Consider the following 19260-nt stretch of genomic DNA (forward strand, 5'->3'; position numbering starts at 1 on the left):
GCCGCCGATGACCGCCCACCCGTACCGGCGCAGCGCCCTGCTCGCCCCGGCCCTCGCACTGGCCGGCCTGTGCTGCGCCGCGGGGCCCGCCGCGGCCGCGAGCACCCCGCCCGCGGCCCCGCCGGCCCCCGTGCTCGGCCTGGCCGGGGCGGGGGAGTGCACCTTCCCGATGAAAAAGCAGATCGCCGACCGCCCCTGGGCGCTGCAGCGGCTGCTGCTCGACGAGCTGTGGGCCCACACCAAGGGCAAGGACAAGGACGGCAAGCCGGTCCGGGTCGCCGTCATCGACACCGGCGTGGACCGGGTCAACCCGCAGCTGGCGGGGGCGGTCGACGTCGGCGCCGGCAAGGACTTCCTCGATCCCAAGGGCGACGGGACGGCCGACACCGTCGGCCACGGCACCAAGGTGGCCGGCCTGATCGCGGCCCGCCCCCAGAGCGGCACCGGCTTCGTCGGCCTGGCCCCGGAATCGGTCGTCATCCCGATCCGGCAGAACGACGGGCAGGGCAAGGGCAACGCCCTCTCCCTCGCCCAGGCCATCGACCACGCCGTCGCCAAGGGCGCCCACGTCGTCAACATCTCCCAGGACACCGACGCCGCCCTGACCGCCGACTCCGAGCTGGCCAAGGCCGTGCAGCGGGCCCTCGACGCGAAGGTCGTCGTCGTCGCCTCGGCCGGCAACGACGGCATGAGCGGCGAGAAGCGCAAGACGTACCCGGCGGCCTTCCCCGGGGTCCTCGCGGTCGCCTCCTCGGACCGCAACAACGAGCGCGCCGCGTTCTCCCAGCCCGGCGACTTCGTCGGGGTCGCCGCACCGGGCGTCGACATGGTCTCCACCGTCCCCGGCTTCGGCCAGTGCATCGACAACGGCACGAGCTTCTCCGCGCCGTACGTGGCCGGCGTGGCCGCGCTCCTGAAGGCCAAGCACCCGGACTGGACGCCGCAGGAGATCGCCTGGCAGATCCAGGGCACCGCCGAACGGACCGTCAAGGGTCGCGACGACTACGTGGGTTGGGGAGTGGTCGACCCGGTCCGCGCCCTCACCCAGGACCACGACCGCCCGAAGGCGCCCGTACCGGACCCGGGCCCGCCGCCGGCGGCCGCACCGCAGGCCGCGGTGCTGCACCTGACGGAGACGGCGCAGGAGCGGCAGGAGCGCCTCGGCACGTACGCTCTGGGGATCGGCGCCGTGATGGTCGCCGTGACCGGGGCGACGGCGACGGTCGTGCGCGACGCCCGCAAGCGCCGGCGCCGTTTGCAGTGAACGGTCACAGTTCATCGACAGAAGCAGGCCACCGGTGTTGGGGCTGTGACATGAACTGGCTAGAGTGGCACCAGGCTTCACGACTGTGATCGGGGGATCGCGTGAGGCGGAGGGGGATTCCCGGGGTGCGCGGCTCGAATCCGCGCCCGGCTGCCCTGCTCCGCCGCCGCGCAGTCCGCCGGTTCTGCCGGCGAATTGAGAAGTGAGGAGCTTCGGATGAGCAACAATTTCGGACTTGCAGACGATCCGATCGTCCAGGCGAAGAACAAGATCGAGACGACGGCCAACGCCGTCACCACCCAGGCCCGTGAACTGGCCGACATCCTCGCCACGGTGAGCGCCGGCTGGACCGGTGTGGGTGCGTCCGGCTTCGTCTCCGCCCAGAAGATGGTCAACGAGGACCACGACGAGATCCGCCGCCTCCTCGGCGTCCTGCACAACGCGGTCTCCCAGACCAAGAACCTCAGCAACGCGCAGGACGACGACGTGCGCGCCGCGTTCAAGGCCGTCCAGGCGTCCGCCGGCCAGGGCGGCAACGGCTCCGGCCTCAACGGCATCTGAGCGGACCGAGCCGCTCACCCACCAGCCCAGCACAGCGCGAAGGAGAAGAACATGGCCGGCAACGACGGCGCCACCCGGGTCCGGTATGAGAGCGTCCAGGAGATGGCCAACCGCATCCGGGCCATCTCGAAGAAGATCGTCACGGACCTGCAGGAGATGGACCAGGCCCTGAAGGTCGTCACCGACACCTGGGACGGTGTGGCCCACGAGGGGTACGTGACGCTCCAGGGCAAGTACAAGGGCAAGGCCGAGCACATGAAGAACCAGCTCGAGACCGTCGCCCAGCTCATCGAGCGCGGCAAGGGCGACTACCGCGCCACCGACGTGAAGGCCTCGCGCCTGTTCACCGAGGCCTACTGAGCCATCCGGCTCCCTCCGGAGCCACCCGGCTCCCGATCACACGGAAGGGGCGCGCCCGCAGCGGGCGCGCCCCTTCCGCGCGTTCCGGCCGGGCCGCCGTCAGTGCGGTCCCCGGTCGAGGTCGAACTCCCCGTCCCTGGCGCCGAGGACGAAGGCCTCCCACTCGGCGGCGGTGTAGCGCAGCACGGTGTCCCGGTCGAGGGAGGACCGCATGGCCACCGCGCCCTCGGGGAGCCGGGCGATCTCCACCCGCTCCTCGTCCGGGCTCGTCCCGGGCGGGCCCTCCCACTCCACGCCGCTGATGTCGAGCGCGTACAGCTCGTCCTTCTCCTGCTGGGTGCCCATTGCGCGGCCTTTCCGTCGGCTCCTCGGCCATCTTCCGCTGCCGATTATCGGTGCCCGCGGCGGCCCCGGGGACCCTTTCCGGCCGATCTTCCCCCGCCGGGACCGCGAGGACCGGGCCGCAGCGCAGCGGAGCCGGGCCCCGCAGGTGCGGAACCCGGCCCCGGTGTGCGGCAGCGCTACGCCCCCGGCATCCGGCCCAGCTGGACCAGCGAGGTGCCGCGCTTGCGGGAGGAGAAGTACGCCCGGCCCGGCGGCATGGGCCGCGGCCGCACGTTCCCGATCAGGTCGCCCTCGGACGGGTCGCCCGACAGGACGACGCCCTGCGCGCCCAGCTCCTTGATGCGCTGCATGAACGGCTCGTACAGCGAGCGGGAGGCGCCCGCCGAGTTCCGCGCGATGATGAAGCGCACGCCCGTGTCGCGGGCGAACGGCAGGAAGTCCACGAGCGGGGCCAGCGGGTTGCCCTGGCTGGTGGCCACGAGGTCGAAGTCGTCGATGATGATGAACACGTCGGGCCCGGTCCACCAGCTGCGGTCCCGCAGCTGCTGCGGCGTGACGTCGTCCGGCGGCTGCCTTCGCGAGAACACCCCGCCCAGTGCCTCCATGTGCATCTGGAGGGAGCCCGCCATCGGCGCGTACTCCAGCAGGTGCTCCTCCGGCAGGGCCCCCAGCAGGGTGCGCCGGTAGTCGCCGACGACGAGCCGCGCCTGGTCCGGGGTGTACCGCTGGGCGATCTGCTGGGCGATGAGCCGCAGCAGGTTCGTCTTGCCCGACTCGCTCTCGCCGAAGACGAGGAAGAACGGGTCGGTCTCGAAGTCGACGAACACCGGCTCCAGGGCGGTCTCGTCGATGCCGATGGCGATCCCGCGCCCGGGGAACTCCCCGCCGCCCGGAAGCTGGTCCGCGTGCAGCAGCCGCGGCAGGAGCCGCACGCCCGGCGCGGCCTGGCCGGCCCAGTGCTGCTTCACGGCGGAGACGAAGGCCGCCGTGGCGTCCGAGAGGGTCTCCGGGTCGTGCGAGCCGTCGATCCGCGGCAGCGCCCCCAGGAAGTGCAGCTTCTCCGGGACCTGTCCGCGGCCCGGCATCCCGGTCGGCACGTTCGCGGCGACCTTCCGGTCGAACTCGGAGTCCATGACGTCGCCGAGCCGCAGCTCCAGGCGGCCGAGCATCTGGTCCTTCAGCGCGGCCCGCACCTCCATGTAGCGCGCCGCGGTGATGACGACGTGGATGCCGTAGCCCAGGCCGCGCGAGGCGATGTCCGTGACCACCTGCTCCAGGCCCTCGTACTCGCCGCGGAAGCCGCCCCACCCGTCGATGACGAGGAAGACGTCGCCCCACGGCTCGCCGGGCAGCTCGCCCGCGGCCCGCTTGCGCCGGTAGGTGCCGATCGAGTCGATGCCCTGCGCGCGGAAGAACTCCTCGCGGCGGTTGAGGATCCCGCCGACCTCGGCCACCGTGCGGCGCACCCGCTCCGGGTCCAGGCGCGAGGCGATCCCGCCGACGTGCGGCAGATCCGCCACCGCCGACATGCCGCCGCCGCCGAAGTCGAGCCCGTAGAACTGGACCTCGCGCGGCGTGTGCGTCAGCGCGAACGAGGAGATGAGGGTCCGCATCAGGGTCGACTTGCCCGACTGCGGGCCGCCGACGACCATCATGTGGCCCGCCGCACCCGAGAAGTCCCGGTACAGCACCTCGCGCCGCTGCTCGAACGGCTTGTCGATGAGGCCGAGCGGCACGACGAGCCCGCCGGGCCGCGTGTACCCCTCCGCGTGCAGGCCCCGCTCCGCCGACGGCGCCAGCGCCGGCAGCAGCTGGTCCAGCGGCGGGGCCTGGTCCAGCGGCGGCAGCCACACCTGGTGGGCCGGGACGCCCTGCCCCTCCAGCCGGCTCACGATCACGTCCAGCACCGTGTCCGCGAGGGCGTCGTCCTCCCGCTCCGGCTGCTCCGCCAGGTACGCCGGGTCCGGCGCCGCGTACACGACCGGCACCGGGGCCGCCGTGAACAGCGCGGGCCGCCGCTCCACCGGGAACCGGCCCACCGACAGGTCGGGCCCGCCCGAGCGGTAGGTGCCCGAGACGTACGCCGCCTTGAACCGCACCATCTCGTCGGTGCCGAACTTCAGGTAGCCCGAACCGGGCACCGACGGCAGGTGGTAGGCGTCCGGCACGCCGATCGCCGTGCGCGACTCCGCCGCCGAGAAGGTGCGCAGGCCGATGCGGTACGACAGGTACGTGTCGAGCCCGCGCAGCTTGCCCTCCTCCAGGCGCTGCGAGGCCAGCAGCAGGTGCACTCCCAGCGACCGGCCGATGCGGCCGATCTGGATGAACATGTCGATGAAGTCGGGCTTCGCCGTCAGCAGCTCGCTGAACTCGTCGATGACCAGCACCAGCGAGGCCAGCGGCTCCAGCGGGGCGCCCGCCGCGCGCGCCTTCTCGTAGTCGTGGATGTTGGCGTAGTTGCCCGCCGCGCGCAGCAGCTCCTGGCGGCGCTGCAGCTCGCCGCGGATCGAGTCGCCCATGCGGTCGACGAGCGTCAGGTCGTCCGCCAGGTTCGTGATGACCGCCGCGACGTGCGGCATCTGGCCCATGCCGGTGAACGTGGCGCCGCCCTTGAAGTCCGCGAGGACGAAGTTCAGGGTCTCCGAGGTGTGCGTGACCGCCAGGCCCAGCACCAGCGTCCGCAGCAGCTCCGACTTGCCGGAACCGGTCGCGCCGACGCACAGCCCGTGCGGGCCCATGCCCTCCTGCGCGGCCTCCTTCAGGTCCAGCATGACGGGCGCGCCGTCCTCGCCGACACCGATCGGCACGCGCAACCGCTCGCCGGTCGACCGCGGCCGCCACGTCCGCGCCACGTCGATCGAGGCCGCGTCTCCCAGGTTCAGCAGGTCGGTGAAGTCCAGGTTCGCCAGCAGCGGTTCGTCGTCGTCCCCGCCGCCCGTGCGCATCGGGGCCAGCTGCCGCGCCAGCGCCTCCGCGGCCGGCAGCGACAGGGTGTCCGGTACGCCCTCGTAGGCGATGCCGCCGCCCGACTCCAGGCGCAGCCTGCCCGGCCGCACCGTGACCGACAGCCCGCCGCGCGGCTCGTCCAGCTCGCCCGCGACGACCTCGACGATGGTGACGCCCTGAAGGCCCTCGGGCGCGGCGAACGCGGAGTCCGGCGGGACGAGCCCGCCGCGGGAGTCGGCGTCCAGGACGATGACCAGGTGCGGCTGGTCCAGTACGGGGGAGACGTCCCGGCTGAACCGGGGCCGGCCCTCCAGCCGAGGTGCCAGCAGCTGCTCGACCTCGGTGATGTCCTCGCCGAACAGCCGCTTGCTGCCGGCCCCGTCGACCTGCCCGGGGACCTGGGTGTGCGGCAGCCACTTCACCCAGTCCCACGCCTTGACGGCACCCGGCGCGGCCACCACGGCCACCACCATGTCGTCGGGGGAGTGCAGCGTCGCCAGCTGCGCCACCATCGCGCGGGCCGTGCTGCGCGCCGACTCGGGCTCGCCGGACACCGTCACGTGGTAGAACGCCCGCATCGAGACCGCCACCGGCAGCCCGTCCAGCGACGAGTGCACCTTCAGGAAGCGCTGCATCGCGCCCGCCGTCAGCGGCTCCAGCTCGTCCACCGGCGCCGTGTCGGGGGCGACCAGCGGCGTCGCCAGGCGCTGCGCGCCCACCCCGAGCCGGGCCTGCGCGAAGTCCTCGTCGCCCACGCGGCGCTCCCACAGCCGCGAGCCCTCGGCGACCACCGACCACAACTGCTCGGGCGCCGGGTGCAGGTAGAGCTGCGCGTCGCGCTGCAGCCGCCCGGTACGCCGCACCTGACGGCGCGTCTGCGCCAGGTACTTGAGGTAGTCGCGGCGCACATCGGCCATTTGCCCCTGCGTACCGCGCCGGTGGCGCACCAGCTGGGCCACCACCATCGCCACCGTGGAGACCAGCATCAGCACGCCCATGATGCGCATGAACGGCGCGGCGCCCGGCATGAAGAAGAAGACGACGGACGAGCCCATGCCGAGCATCGGCAGGAGCTGCATCAGCATGCCCTCCTGCTGGCCCCGGGGGAGTTCCGGCGGAGCCTCCAGCCTCAGCTCGTCCGAGGGGACTTCGGGCGGCAGGGACCGCGGCGGGCGTTTGACGACGATCTGACTCACCGGAGCATCAATCCCTCGAAAACGGACGGGACGCTGCTGCCGGCGCCCCAAGTCCCGGGCGCGAAGGGGCTCTCCCCCGCGCGACGGTGATCCTACTTGCCGACTGTCGTACGCACTCCCGGTAGGGTGGCCCGCGCAGTATGCGCATCCGCGAATCCGCCAGGGCAGCGGGTCGCTCCCGCTCCGCCAACCAGGGGGTCCCACAGGTGAGTACGGCCGCAACGACGGGCTTCTGCAGGGTCACCGTCGTGGCTCCCGACAGCCGCATCGACGTCGCCCTCCCCGAGGACATAGCCGTCGCCGACGTCTACCCGGAGCTGCTGCGCCTCACCGGCCAGACGCAGCCCGTCGGCGCCCCCACCGGCTTCCACCTCGTCCGGCGCGACGGCACCGTCCTCGACGGCGCCCGCACCCTCGCCGCCCAGCAGGTCCTCGACGGCGAGGTGCTGAGCCTGCGCCCGTTCGCCGAGTCGCTGCCGCCCGCCGTCTTCGACGACGTCTCCGACGCCGTCGCCTCCGCCGTGGTGCGCGACCGCCACCGCTGGCACGACGACATGCTGCGCGGCGCGGGCCTCGCCGGCGCCGCCGTCCTGCTCGTCCTGCTCGGCTTCGTCCTCTGGTACGCGGACCCGGTCCGCCACGACATGCACGGCCTGCCCGGCATCATCGCCGGCGCCGCCGGCCTCCTGCTGACCGCCGCGGCCGGCGTGCGCGCCCGGGTCTACGGCGACCGCGGCTCCGCCGTCGCCCTCGGCCTCGGCGCCCTGCCCCACCTGCTGATCGCGGGCTCCGGCATCATCGCCCCCGCCGCCGGCCAGGGCCCCGGGCGCCTGCAGTTCCTGCTCGGCTGCGTCTGCGTCCTCGTCGCCTCCGTCGCCCTGGTCGCCCTCACCCCCAACGGCGACGCCCCGTTCGTCGCGGCGACCTTCCTCGCCGCCACCGGCACCCTCGCCACCTTCGGCGCGATCCTCGCCGAGGCCTCCGCCACCGCCACCGCCGCCGTCTGCGCCCCCGTCGCCATCGGCCTCGTCGCCTTCCTGCCGGGCCTGTCCGCCCGCTTCGCCCGGCTGCCCGTCGGCTACGCCGCCCCGCAGAGCGCCACCGAGGCCTACGAGAGCCCCGACCGCTACGACAGCGACCCCGCCGACCCGGCCGGCACCGACCAGGGCGAGCCCGCCGCCCTGCTCGACGCCGACGCCATCGCCACCCAGGCGCGCCGCGGCCACGAGATGCTCCTCGGCCTCGTCGGCGGCTGCTCCGCCGTCGTCATCGGCGCCGCCGCCGTCCTCGGCTTCTCCGACAACACGTGGGGCCGCCTCCTCGCCCTGGCCGCCGGGCTCGCCATGCTGCTGCGCGCCCGCCTCTTCCGCTACACCTCCCAGGTGGTGTGCGCCCTGGCCGCCGGCCTCGCCGCCGTCTCCCTGCTGGTCCTCGGGATGGCCCTGAACCCCCCGGCCGACCTCGTCATGGAGCTGACCCGCTTCCACGACCGCGGCGGCCTGGACCTCCGTACGATGTGGCTGTCGGCCGCGGTCGCCGCCGGCGCCGCCCTCCTCGCCGGAATTGCGCTGGTCATCCCCCGCAAGGGTCTGTCACCCTTCTGGGGGCGCACCCTGGACCTCACCGAGGCCGCCGTCCTGCTCAGCCTGGTCCCGCTGGCCCTGGCCGTGCTGGACGTCTACGCCCGGGCCCGCTCGCTCACCAGCTGAGACCGGCCCGGACGGCACCTGGTACGCTGTGTGACGGCCGTTTGTGTACGCGTCCGCCGGACCCCCCGGGATCTGCGGACTGCGCCCAGCGGACCCCGCCTCCCGAGTTACGGAAGATCCCCAGAGACTACGACCTGGGGCACTCGGTGGCCACGAGAACCAAGGAGAACGCGTGCCGCTCGACGCCGCTACGAAGAAGCAGATCATCGCTGAGTTTGGTACCAAGGAGGGCGACACCGGCTCCCCCGAGGTCCAGGTGGCGATGCTCTCGAAGCGCATCTCGGACCTCACCGAGCACCTGAAGTCCCACAAGCACGACCACCACTCCCGCCGTGGTCTGCTGATCCTGGTCGGCCAGCGCCGCCGCCTGCTGCAGTACCTGGCCAAGAAGGACATCCAGCGCTTCCGTACGCTGGTCGACCGCCTCGGCATCCGCCGCGGTGCGGCCGGCGCCAAGTAAGTCGCTGTGAGGGGAGCGGTTCCCGCCTTTCGGGGGACCGCTCCCTTTGCTGTACGCGCCGCTGTACGTGCGCGCCGTACCGGACGCTTTGTAGTCTGGACGCAGCCGCTCTGTGCACCCGCGCACAACTGAAGAGGAGGAGCGCCCTCCCCCGCCGCCGGTCCTCGGTAGTGGTACCCGGAACGCCCGCCGGGCACCGAACCGGGTACTTCGATCGAAGACCGGCCCGCACGCAAGGAGCGCTTCTCCACCACCGTCCGCAGCCACACGGGCCACGGACGGAGACGACGAAAATGGAGATACCGCTAGTGGAGAACGAGACCCACTACGCCGAGGCCGTCATCGACAACGGCTCCTTCGGCACCCGCACCATCCGCTTCGAGACGGGCCGCCTGGCCCGCCAGGCCGCCGGCTCCGCCGTCGCCTACCTGGACGACGACACGATGGTGCTGTCCGCCACCACCGCGTCGAAGAAGCCCAAGGACCAGCTCGACTTCTTCCCCCTCACGGTGGACGTCGAGGAGCGCCAGTACGCGGCCGGCAAGATCCCCGGATCCTTCTTCCGCCGCGAGGGCCGCCCCTCCGAGGACGCGATCCTCACCTGCCGCCTGATCGACCGCCCGCTGCGCCCCTCCTTCAAGAAGGGCCTGCGCAACGAGATCCAGGTCGTCGCCACGATCATGGCGCTCAACCCGGACCACCTCTACGACGTCGTGGCGATCAACGCCGCTTCCGCGTCGACCCAGCTGGCGGGCCTGCCCTTCTCCGGCCCCATCGGCGGCGTCCGCGTCGCGCTGATCAAGGGCCAGTGGGTCGCGTTCCCGACGCACACCGAGCTCGAGGACGCCGTCTTCGACATGGTCGTCGCGGGCCGCGTCCTGGAGGACGGCGACGTCGCGATCATGATGGTCGAGGCCGAGGCCACCGAGAAGACCATCGCCCTCGTCAAGGGCGGCGCCGAGGCGCCGACCGAGGAGGTCGTCGCGGCCGGCCTGGAGGCCTCCAAGCCGTTCATCAAGACCCTGTGCAAGGCCCAGGCCGACCTCGCTGCCAAGGCCGCCAAGCCCGAGGGCGAGTTCCCGGTCTTCCTGGACTACGAGGACGACGTCTTCGCCGCCCTTGAGCAGGCCGTCCGCGGCGAGCTGGCCCAGGCCCTGACCATCGCCGGCAAGCAGGAGCGCGAGTCCGAGCTGGACCGCGTCAAGGAGCTCGCCGCCGAGAAGCTCCTCCCGGCCTTCGAGGGCCGCGAGAAGGAGATCTCCGCCGCCTACCGCAGCCTGACCAAGGCCCTGGTCCGCGAGCGCGTCATCAAGGACAAGGTCCGCATCGACGGCCGCGGCATCACCGACATCCGCACCCTGGCCGCCGAGGTCGAGGCCATCCCGCGGGTGCACGGCTCGGCTCTGTTCGAGCGCGGCGAGACCCAGATCCTGGGCGTCACCACCCTCAACATGCTCCGCATGGAGCAGCAGCTGGACACCCTCTCCCCGGTGACCCGCAAGCGCTACATGCACAACTACAACTTCCCGCCGTACTCCGTCGGCGAGACCGGCCGCGTCGGCTCCCCGAAGCGCCGCGAGATCGGCCACGGCGCCCTCGCCGAGCGCGCCATCGTCCCGGTCCTGCCGACCCGCGAGGAGTTCCCCTACGCGATCCGCCAGGTGTCCGAGGCCCTCGGCTCCAACGGCTCGACGTCCATGGGCTCGGTCTGCGCCTCCACCATGTCGCTGCTGAACGCCGGTGTGCCCCTGAAGGCCCCCGTCGCCGGCATCGCCATGGGCCTGATCTCCCAGGAGATCGACGGCAAGACCCACTACGTCGCCCTCACCGACATCCTCGGTGCGGAGGACGCCTTCGGCGACATGGACTTCAAGGTCGCCGGCACCAAGGAGTTCGTCACCGCCCTCCAGCTCGACACCAAGCTGGACGGCATCCCGGCCTCCGTCCTGGCCGCGGCCCTCAAGCAGGCCCGCGACGCCCGCCTCCACATCCTCGACGTGATGATGGAAGCGATCGACACCCCGGACGAGATGTCCCCCAACGCCCCGCGGATCATCACCGTCAAGATCCCCGTGGACAAGATCGGCGAGGTCATCGGCCCCAAGGGCAAGATGATCAACCAGATCCAGGAGGACACCGGCGCCGAGATCACGATCGAGGACGACGGCACCATCTACATCGGTGCCGCCGACGGCCCGGCCGCCGAGGCCGCCCGCGCCACGATCAACGGCATCGCCAACCCGACCATGCCGGAGGTCGGCGAGCGCTACCTGGGCACGGTCGTCAAGACCACCACCTTCGGTGCCTTCGTCTCCCTGCTCCCGGGCAAGGACGGCCTGCTGCACATCTCGCAGATCCGCAAGCTCGCCGGCGGCAAGCGCGTGGAGAACGTCGAGGACGTGCTCGCGGTCGGCAGCAAGGTCCAGGTCGAGATCGCCGAGATCGACCAGCGCGGCAAGCTCTCCCTGATCCCCGTGATCGAGGGCGAGGACGCCTCCGACGACGCCGACAAGGACGACTCCGACAAGTGACGTCGCGTAGTTCCCGTGTGACGGCCCGCCCCTCCTCGAAGGGGCGGGCCGTCGCCCGTACCCAAACCCTCCTCAAGGGCGACAGCGGCACCGGCACCGTCCGGCGCACCGTCCTGCCCGGCGGACTGCGCATCGTCACCGAGACGCTGCCCTCCGTCCGCTCCGCCACCTTCGGCATCTGGGCGCACGTCGGCTCGCGCGACGAGACGCCCGCCCTGAACGGCGCCACCCACTACCTGGAGCACCTCCTCTTCAAGGGCACCCGCAAGCGGACCGCCCTCGACATCTCCTCCGCCATCGACGCGGTCGGCGGCGAGATGAACGCCTTCACGGCGAAGGAGTACACCTGCTACTACGCACGGGTGCTCGACACCGACCTGCCGCTGGCGATCGACGTCGTCTGCGACATGCTGACCGGCTCGCTGATCCGCGAGGAGGACGTCGACGCCGAGCGCGGCGTCATCCTCGAGGAGATCGCGATGACCGAGGACGACCCGGGCGACTGCGTGCACGACCTGTTCGCGCACACCATGTACGGGGACACCCCGCTCGGCCGCCCCGTCCTCGGCACCGTCGACACGATCAACCCCCTCGGCGCCGACCGGATCCGCCGCTTCTACCGGAAGCACTACGACCCCACCCACCTGGTGGTGGCCGCCGCGGGCAACGTCGACCACAACAAGGTCGTCCGCCAGGTCCGCGCCGCCTTCGAGAAGGCCGGCGCCCTCGGGCGCACCGACGCCGAGCCGATCGGCCCGCGCACCGGCGCCCGCCGGATCCGCACCGCCGGCCGCGTCGACCTGGTCAGCCGCAAGACCGAGCAGGCGCACGTCGTCCTCGGCATGCCCGGCCTCGCCCGCACCGACGAGCGCCGCTGGGCGCTCGGCGTGCTCAACACCGCCCTCGGCGGCGGCATGTCCTCCCGCCTCTTCCAGGAGGTCCGGGAGAAGCGCGGCCTGGCGTACAGCGTGTACTCGTACACCTCCGGCTTCGCCGACAGCGGCCTGTTCGGCGTGTACGCCGGCTGCCGGCCCAGCCAGGTCCACGACGTGCTGGGCATCTGCCGCGCCGAGCTGGACAAGGTCGTCGCGGAGGGGCTGACCGACGAGGAGATCAAGCGGGCCGTCGGCCAGCTGTCCGGCTCCACCGTCCTCGGCCTGGAGGACACCGGCGCGATCATGAACCGGATCGGCAAGAGCGAGCTGTGCTGGGGCGACCAGATGTCGGTCGACGAGATGCTGGCCCGGATCGCCGCCGTGACCCCGGACGACGTGCGCGCCGTCGCACGGGATGTACTGGCCCAGCGGCCGTCGCTCGCGGTGATAGGACCGCTGAAGGAGAAGCAGGCCGCCCGCCTCGACGAAGCGGTGGCCTGAGACGTGCGCGGCGGGGACGCCGGCCGCGGCAGCCCCGCCCGGGGCGGCCGGCCGGCACCCCGCCCGCAGCCAGGGCGGCCCGGCCGCCACGACCAGGGGAAGCGAAGGAAGCACGCATGAGCAGCAAGCTGCGGGTCGCCGTACTCGGCGCACAGGGCCGCATCGGGTCCGAGGCCGTCCGCGCCGTCGAGGCCGCCGAGGACATGGAACTGGTCGCCGCCCTCAGCCGGGGCGACAAGCTGGAGACGCTGGCCGAGACCGGCGCCCAGGTCGCCGTCGAGCTGACGACCCCGGCCTCCGTCATGGGCAACCTCGACTTCTGCATCCGCCACGGCATCCACGCGGTCGTCGGCACCACCGGCTGGACCGACGACCGCCTCGCCCAGCTCCGCGGCTGGCTCGCCGGCTCGCCGGAGACGGGCGTGCTCATCGCCCCGAACTTCTCCATCGGCGCCGTCCTGACCATGAAGTTCGCCGCCCAGGCCGCCCGCTACTTCGAGTCCGTCGAGGTGGTGGAGCTGCACCACCCGAACAAGGTCGACGCCCCCTCCGGCACGGCGACCCGGACGGCCCAGCTCATCGCGGCCGCCCGCGCCGAGGCCGGCTGCGCCCCGCAGCCGGACGCCACCGCGACCGCCCTGGACGGGGCGCGCGGCGCGGACGTCGACGGCGTCCCGGTGCACGCGGTCCGCCTGCGGGGGCTCCTCGCCCACCAGGAGGTGCTCCTCGGCGGCGAGGGCGAGACCCTCACCATCCGCCACGACTCCCTGCACCACAGCAGCTTCATGCCGGGCATCCTGCTCGGCGCGCGGCGCGTGGTGGCCACCCCGGGCCTGACCTTCGGCCTGGAAAACTTCCTCGACCTCGGCTGACGAGCAGGCGACACCCATGCGCGCGAAGATCACCTATCTCATCACGGCCGCCGTGCTGGTCGTCTACTTCGTCCTGGTCGGCAGCCGGGGCGTGCTGCTGATCCGGCAGGGCACCTGGCTGACCGCGGCCTTCGGCGCGGCCGTGCTCATCCTGCCCGTCATCGGCGTGTGGTTCCTGTGGATGAACACGCGCTTCGTCACCCGGGCCAACCGGCTCGCCGCCGAGCTGGAGGCCGAGGGCGGCCTGCCCGTGGACGAGCTGGAGCGGGACGAGTACGGGCGCATCCGGCGGGACTCCGCGGACGAGGTCTTCGCGCGCCGCAAGGCCGAGACGGAGGACGAGCCGGGGGACTGGCGCCACTGGTTCCGCCTCGCGGTCGCCTACCACGACGCCCGCGACACCCCCCGGGCCCGCAAGGCCATGCAGCGGGCCATCGCCCTGCACGACAAGAAGCCCATGGGGGCACCTCCCGGCGGTAGCTGGGGGAGGGCCTGACCGTACGGGCTGCGGCCGTGCGGGCGGGGCTGCTCAGGCGGGCACGGGCCGGGACTCCTCGGCCCAGGCGGCGACCATGTCGGCGGCCCGGTCGAAGGCCTCGCCCCGGGACAGGAAGTCGGCGTTCCGGTCGGTCATCAGGACCGCGGCGGCGCCGTCCCGGGCGGCCGCCGTCAGCGCCTGGCCCTGCACGGTCCGCAGCAGCCCGAGCCAGCGGACGGGCTGCTGCACCGTCCGGATCTCGGTGATGTCGCCCCAGGCCAGGGTGCGCGTCCTGACGAGGCCGACCCGGCGCAGCCCGGACCGGCTCACCCAGACGCCGGCCATCAGGATCCGCAGGGCGAGCGCGACGACGCAGAGCGCCGCCGCGAGGCACACACCCGCCCCGCCCCAGGTACCCGCGAACGCGATGATCATCGTCGCGAGCAGCATGAACGCCGACAGCAGGAGCAGCACCGCCGAGCCGGCCACCCTCCAGGGCCCGGGCCGGTACGGCCGCCGCCAGCGGTCGCGGTCGTCGTGCGCGAGAGGGGCGTCGTGGGCGTCGTCTTGCGCGTCGGACGCGCCGTCGGCCGTCAGGAAGGGCAGGGGCACGGCGGGACCTCACTCACATGCACGTTCGGGTTGGGCTTGTCCGTGAGGCTACCGCCCCGCGGAGGACCCGGACTGCTGCGACGTGGCGGACGCGTGCTCCGGCTGGAGCGCGTGGACGCCCAGCAGCAGCGAGGCGAGGAGCCCGGCCGCCACCGCCAGCCCGACGAGGCCGCGGGCGGCCCTCTGCGTCCTGCCGAGGGCCTCGCGGGGCGGCGGGGCGACGTTGCTGCGGAACCGGTCGGCCTCGGCGACGAAGGCATACGGGACGGGTTCGCGCCGACGGGACATGGCGGGCCTCACTCCTCACGGGTCGTCGAAGACGGGGTCTCACCGGTAGGACGAACGAGAGGCCCGATCGGTGCCTGGTTCCTGCGGATTGTCCGAAGCGGCCGAGGCCCCCGCTCGATGGTCCGCGCTCCCGCCGCCGCGCCGTAGAGTGGTCGCGCCCCCCTCGAAATCCCGTGACCTGGAAGGACCTCGTGAGCGAGACCTCCGAGCTGAAGATCGATTTCCGAAGCGATGTGACCGTCGATCTGGTGAAGCACGCCGCCGCGGACTCGGACGTGCTGTGGGCCGCCCGCGTGTCCACGGCCGGCGAGCAGTCCCTGGAAGAGCTGCAGAAGGACCCGGAGCGGTCCAAGGGCCTGATCAACTACCTGATGCGGGACCGCCACGGCAGCCCCTTCGAGCACAACTCGATGACGTTCTTCATCAGCGCCCCGATCTTCGTCTTCCGCGAGTTCATGCGGCACCGCGTGGGCTGGTCCTACAACGAGGAGTCGGGCCGCTACCGGGAGCTCCAGCCGGTCTTCTACGTGCCCGACGCCGGGCGCAAGCTGGTCCAGGAGGGCCGTCCGGGCAAGTACGTGTTCGTCGAGGGCACCGAGGAGCAGCTGGCGCTGACGAGCCGGGCCATGGAGGACTCGTACCGCCAGGCCTACGAGGCGTACCGGAAGATGCTGGCCGCGGGCGTGGCCCGCGAGGTCGCCCGCTCGGTCCTGCCGGTGGGCCTGTTCTCGTCGATGTACGCCACGTGCAACGCGCGCTCGCTGATGCACTTCCTGGGGCTCCGCACGCAGCACGAGCTGGCGGCCGTGCCGTCGTTCCCGCAGCGGGAGATCGAGATGGTGGGCGAGAAGATGGAGCAGCACTGGGCCGCCCTGATGCCGCTGACGTACGCCGCGTTCAACGCCAACGGCCGCGTCGCCCCGTAGCGGAGCCGCCCCCGCACAGGGCGGATCGACCAATCCGCACACATGTGCCAACCTAAGTCCGAAGTGTCCGTATTGCGGCGTTTCGGAAAGTTCATCTAGGCTGATCAAACGGACCCGGCACTGCTTGAACCCCCGAGCAGGCAGTGCCGGGCTCCTCCACGCGCCTCCCGGCCGCCGCCGGGAGGCGCGGACCTCTTCACGTCCCCCGAGGGGACACCGCGACCATGGCAGCGAGTAGCGTGTTACCCATGGCTCCGATCTCGACTCCGCAGACCCCCTTCGGGCGGGTCCTCACCGCCATGGTCACGCCGTTCACGGCCGATGGCGCACTCGACCTCGACGGCGCGCAGCGGCTCGCCGTCCACCTGGTGGACGCAGGCAACGACGGCCTCGTCGTCAACGGGACCACCGGCGAGTCCCCCACCACCACCGACGCGGAGAAAAACGACCTCGTACGAGCCGTCCTGGAAGCCGTCGGAGACCGGGCCCACGTCGTCGCCGGCATCGGCACCAACGACACCCGCCACACCCTGGAACTCGCCCGCCAGGCCGAGCGCACCGGAGCCCACGGCCTGCTCGCCGTGACCCCGTACTACAACAAGCCGCCGCAGGAGGGCCTCTACCGGCACTTCACGGCCATCGCCGACGCCACCGGCCTCCCGGTGATGCTGTACGACATCCCCGGCCGCAGCGGCGTCCCCATCGACACCGAAACGCTGGTGCGCCTGGCCGAGCACCCCCGCATCGTCGCCAACAAGGACGCCAAGGGCGACCTCGGCAGCGCGAGCTGGGCCATCGCCCGCAGCGGCCTCGCCTGGTACTCCGGCGACGACATGCTGAACCTGCCGCTGCTCTCCGTGGGCGCCGTCGGCTTCGTCTCCGTCGTCGGCCACGTGGTCGCGCCCGAGCTGCGGGCCATGCTGGAGGCCCACACCGCCGGCGACGTCCGCAAGGCGGCCGAGATCCATCAGAGGCTGCTCCCCGTCTTCACCGGCATGTTCCGCACCCAGGGCGTGATCACCACCAAGGGCGCGCTGAACCTCCAGGGCCTGCCGGCGGGGCCGCTGCGGCTCCCGCTGGTCGAGCTGACGGCCGAGGAGACCGCCCGGCTCAAGATCGATCTTGCCGCCGGCGGGGTACAGCTCTGACAACGGACTTCACAACTGAATAGCAAGACCGGAACCAGACACATGCACGTGCACGCTTGCACGACTGACATGCCCGCCACGCGCCTGACGAGACGGCCCGTGGCGTGCGTGGTGAGGAGAGACTTTTGAGCCATCCGCACCCCGAGCTCGGCCCGCCGCCGAAGCTTCCCCAGGGCGGCCTGCGGGTCACCCCGCTGGGCGGCCTCGGCGAGATCGGCCGCAACATGACCGTCTTCGAGTTCGACGGCCGCCTGCTGATCGTCGACTGCGGCGTGCTGTTCCCCGAGGAGGAGCAGCCGGGCATCGACCTGATCCTGCCGGACTTCTCGTCCATCCGGGACCGCCTGGACGACGTCGAGGGCATCGTCCTCACGCACGGCCACGAGGACCACATCGGCGCGGTCCCGTACCTCCTGCGGGAGAAGCCGGACATCCCGCTGATCGGTTCGAAGCTGACGCTCGCGCTGATCGAGGCGAAGCTCCAGGAGCACCGCATCCGCCCCTACACCCTTGAGGTGAAGGAGGGGGACCGCGAGAACCTGGGCGTCTTCGACTGCGAGTTCATCGCGGTGAACCACTCCATCCCGGACGCGCTGGCCGTCGCCATCCGCACGCCCGCGGGCCTGGTCGTCGCCACCGGCGACTTCAAGATGGACCAGCTCCCGATGGACAACCGGCTGACCGACCTGCACGCGTTCGCGCGGCTGAGCGAGGAGGGCATCGACCTCCTCCTGTCGGACTCGACGAACGCCGAGGTCCCGGGCTTCGTCCCGCCGGAGCGCGACATCTCGAACGTGATCCGCGGCGTCTTCGCGGGCGCGCAGCGGCGGATCATCGTGGCGAGCTTCGCGAGCCACGTCCACCGCATCCAGCAGGTCCTGGACGCAGCGCACGAGTACGGCCGCCGGGTGGCGTTCGTGGGCCGCTCGATGGTCCGCAACATGGGCATCGCCCGCGACCTGGGCTACCTGCGCGTCCCGCAGGGCCTCGTCGTGGACGTCAAGACGCTGGACGACCTGCCGGACGACGAGGTCGTGCTCGTCTGCACGGGCTCGCAGGGCGAGCCGATGGCGGCCCTGTCCCGCATGGCGAACCGGGACCACCAGATCCGGATCGTCCCCGGCGACACGGTGATCCTCGCGTCGTCCCTGATTCCGGGCAACGAGAACGCGGTCTACCGCGTGATCAACGGCCTGACCCGCTGGGGTGCCAACGTCGTGCACAAGGGCAACGCCAAGGTGCACGTCTCGGGCCACGCCTCCGCCGGCGAGCTGCTGTACTTCTACAACATCTGCAAGCCGAAGAACCTCATGCCCGTCCACGGCGAATGGCGCCACCTCCGCGCCAACGCCGAGCTCGGCGCCATGACGGGCGTCCCGAAGGACCGCATCGTCATCGCCGAGGACGGCGTGGTCGTGGACCTGGTCGACGGCAAGGCCCGGATCTCCGGCAAGGTCCAGGCGGGCTACGTGTACGTGGACGGCCTGTCGGTCGGCGACGTCACGGAGACCTCGCTGAAGGACCGCCGCATCCTCGGCGAAGAGGGCATCATCTCGGTGTACGTCGTGGTGGACAGCACCACGGGCAAGGTCGTGAGCGGCCCGAACATCCAGGCCCGCGGCTCCGGCATCGAGGACTCCGCGTTCACCGCGGTGCTCCCGAAGATCGAGGAGGCCATCGCGCGCGCCGCCGCCGACGGCGTCGCGGAGCCCCACCAGATCCAGCAGCTGATCCGCCGCACCGTCGGCAAGTGGGTCTCGGACGGCTACCGCCGCCGGCCGATGATCCTCCCGGTCGTCGTCGAGGTCTGACGCCCGGAGCAGCACACTCACCGGAGCGGGGCAACCGATTTGCATCGGGGGCCCCGCTCCAGTACGTTTACGGCTCCACCCCGCACCGAAGCGCGGCACACATCTGTGCCCGGACGGGTACGCGGGCGGGTGGGAATCAGCACCGGGGAAACCTGATAAAGTCTGACCCGCCCGAAAGGGAAAGGCCCTCCAACGGCCACCGAATTCAAATCCGATCCGGAAACGGTGCGGAAATGATCTGGTAAGGTTGGAAACGCCGGAAAGGGAAAGCGTGAAAGCGAGAACCCCGGAAAGCGAAGCGCGAAAGACTCTGATAGAGTCTGAAACGCAAGAACGAAAGCCCGGAGGAAAGCCCCAGTAAGTGTTACTGCGGGTGA

Annotated in this window: 16 protein-coding genes; 12 read left to right on the plus strand and 4 right to left on the minus strand. The window is 71.8% G+C overall.

Going from position 1 to position 19260, the window contains the following annotated elements:
• Positions 1-7: 7 nt before the first annotated feature.
• The 3 genes from mycP to ACZ462_RS27540 all read left to right on the plus strand — a co-directional run bounded on the left by mycP (position 8) and on the right by ACZ462_RS27540 (position 2185).
• Positions 8-1264, plus strand: coding sequence for a type VII secretion-associated serine protease mycosin (gene mycP, locus ACZ462_RS27530; RefSeq protein WP_467807361.1), 1257 nt, complete (start codon positions 8-10; stop codon positions 1262-1264).
• Between the two features lie 216 nt (positions 1265-1480).
• Positions 1481-1825, plus strand: coding sequence for a WXG100 family type VII secretion target (locus tag ACZ462_RS27535; RefSeq protein ID WP_467807360.1), 345 nt, complete (start codon positions 1481-1483; stop codon positions 1823-1825).
• A 51-nt stretch (positions 1826-1876) separates the two neighbouring features.
• A complete protein-coding gene (locus ACZ462_RS27540; protein ID WP_467807359.1) occupies positions 1877-2185 on the plus strand; it encodes a WXG100 family type VII secretion target in 309 nt (102 codons plus the stop codon).
• A 99-nt stretch (positions 2186-2284) separates the two neighbouring features.
• Here the strand turns inward: ACZ462_RS27540 and ACZ462_RS27545 are convergent, their stop codons facing one another.
• Both ACZ462_RS27545 and eccCa read right to left on the minus strand, forming a co-directional pair.
• Positions 2285-2530: a DUF397 domain-containing protein gene (locus ACZ462_RS27545; RefSeq protein WP_125544560.1), complete on the minus strand. Its 246-nt coding sequence runs from the start codon at positions 2528-2530 to the stop codon at positions 2285-2287.
• A gap of 176 nt (positions 2531-2706) precedes the next feature.
• On the minus strand, positions 2707-6672 hold the full coding sequence (gene eccCa / locus ACZ462_RS27550; protein WP_467807358.1) for a type VII secretion protein EccCa: 3966 nt from the start codon (positions 6670-6672) through the stop codon (positions 2707-2709).
• A gap of 140 nt (positions 6673-6812) precedes the next feature.
• Between eccCa and eccD the strand changes: the two genes are divergently transcribed.
• The 6 genes from eccD (at position 6813) to ACZ462_RS27580 (ending at position 14116) form a co-directional block, all read left to right on the plus strand.
• On the plus strand, positions 6813-8381 hold the full coding sequence (gene eccD, locus ACZ462_RS27555) for a type VII secretion integral membrane protein EccD (RefSeq protein WP_467807357.1): 1569 nt from the start codon (positions 6813-6815) through the stop codon (positions 8379-8381).
• A 172-nt stretch (positions 8382-8553) separates the two neighbouring features.
• The gene (gene rpsO / locus ACZ462_RS27560; protein WP_114054450.1) at positions 8554-8841 is read left to right on the plus strand and encodes a 30S ribosomal protein S15; all 288 of its coding nucleotides are present in this window, start codon (positions 8554-8556) and stop codon (positions 8839-8841) included.
• A gap of 308 nt (positions 8842-9149) precedes the next feature.
• Positions 9150-11372, plus strand: coding sequence for a polyribonucleotide nucleotidyltransferase (locus ACZ462_RS27565; RefSeq protein WP_467807430.1), 2223 nt, complete (start codon positions 9150-9152; stop codon positions 11370-11372).
• Positions 11369-12748 carry a M16 family metallopeptidase gene (locus tag ACZ462_RS27570; protein ID WP_467807356.1) on the plus strand — a complete coding sequence of 460 codons (1380 nt, stop codon included), beginning with the start codon at positions 11369-11371 and terminating at the stop codon, positions 12746-12748. The genes ACZ462_RS27565 and ACZ462_RS27570 overlap by 4 nt, the downstream gene beginning before the upstream one ends.
• Before the next feature lie 116 nt (positions 12749-12864).
• Positions 12865-13620 (plus strand): 4-hydroxy-tetrahydrodipicolinate reductase, encoded by a 756-nt coding sequence (dapB, locus tag ACZ462_RS27575; protein WP_467807354.1) that lies wholly within the window; start codon positions 12865-12867, stop codon positions 13618-13620.
• A 16-nt stretch (positions 13621-13636) separates the two neighbouring features.
• The gene (locus tag ACZ462_RS27580; RefSeq protein ID WP_467807353.1) at positions 13637-14116 is read left to right on the plus strand and encodes a hypothetical protein; all 480 of its coding nucleotides are present in this window, start codon (positions 13637-13639) and stop codon (positions 14114-14116) included.
• 33 nt (positions 14117-14149) lie between these two features.
• Here the strand turns inward: ACZ462_RS27580 and ACZ462_RS27585 are convergent, their stop codons facing one another.
• Entirely contained in the window at positions 14150-14710 is a 561-nt protein-coding gene (locus tag ACZ462_RS27585) for a PH domain-containing protein (protein WP_467807352.1), read from the minus strand.
• 48 nt (positions 14711-14758) lie between these two features.
• Entirely contained in the window at positions 14759-14998 is a 240-nt protein-coding gene (locus ACZ462_RS27590) for a hypothetical protein (RefSeq protein WP_467807351.1), read from the minus strand.
• A gap of 191 nt (positions 14999-15189) precedes the next feature.
• Here ACZ462_RS27590 and thyX point away from each other — a divergent pair, with 191 nt between their 5' ends.
• The 3 genes from thyX to ACZ462_RS27605 all read left to right on the plus strand — a co-directional run bounded on the left by thyX (position 15190) and on the right by ACZ462_RS27605 (position 18883).
• Positions 15190-15924, plus strand: coding sequence for an FAD-dependent thymidylate synthase (gene thyX / locus ACZ462_RS27595; RefSeq protein WP_467807349.1), 735 nt, complete (start codon positions 15190-15192; stop codon positions 15922-15924).
• A 248-nt stretch (positions 15925-16172) separates the two neighbouring features.
• Positions 16173-17072 (plus strand): 4-hydroxy-tetrahydrodipicolinate synthase, encoded by a 900-nt coding sequence (gene dapA, locus ACZ462_RS27600; RefSeq protein WP_467807347.1) that lies wholly within the window; start codon positions 16173-16175, stop codon positions 17070-17072.
• Between the two features lie 125 nt (positions 17073-17197).
• Complete coding sequence (locus tag ACZ462_RS27605; RefSeq protein WP_467807346.1) at positions 17198-18883, plus strand: ribonuclease J; 1686 nt, start codon at positions 17198-17200, stop codon at positions 18881-18883.
• Positions 18884-19260 lie beyond the last annotated feature (377 nt).

This window comes from Streptomyces sp. NPDC031121 (assembly GCF_055570615.1).

Excerpts from the sequence above, each read along its gene's own strand:
- mycP (WP_467807361.1), top strand. The coding sequence starts at position 8 with ATGACCGCCCACCCGTACCGGCGCAGCGCCCTGCTCGCCCCGGCCCTC.
- ACZ462_RS27535 (WP_467807360.1), top strand. The coding sequence starts at position 1,481 with ATGAGCAACAATTTCGGACTTGCAGACGATCCGATCGTCCAGGCGAAG.
- ACZ462_RS27540 (WP_467807359.1), top strand. The coding sequence starts at position 1,877 with ATGGCCGGCAACGACGGCGCCACCCGGGTCCGGTATGAGAGCGTCCAG.
- ACZ462_RS27545 (WP_125544560.1), bottom strand. The coding sequence starts at position 2,530 with ATGGGCACCCAGCAGGAGAAGGACGAGCTGTACGCGCTCGACATCAGC.
- eccD (WP_467807357.1), top strand. The coding sequence starts at position 6,813 with ATGCGCATCCGCGAATCCGCCAGGGCAGCGGGTCGCTCCCGCTCCGCC.
- dapB (WP_467807354.1), top strand. The coding sequence starts at position 12,865 with ATGAGCAGCAAGCTGCGGGTCGCCGTACTCGGCGCACAGGGCCGCATC.
- ACZ462_RS27580 (WP_467807353.1), top strand. The coding sequence starts at position 13,637 with ATGCGCGCGAAGATCACCTATCTCATCACGGCCGCCGTGCTGGTCGTC.
- ACZ462_RS27590 (WP_467807351.1), bottom strand. The coding sequence starts at position 14,998 with ATGTCCCGTCGGCGCGAACCCGTCCCGTATGCCTTCGTCGCCGAGGCC.
- dapA (WP_467807347.1), top strand. The coding sequence starts at position 16,173 with ATGGCTCCGATCTCGACTCCGCAGACCCCCTTCGGGCGGGTCCTCACC.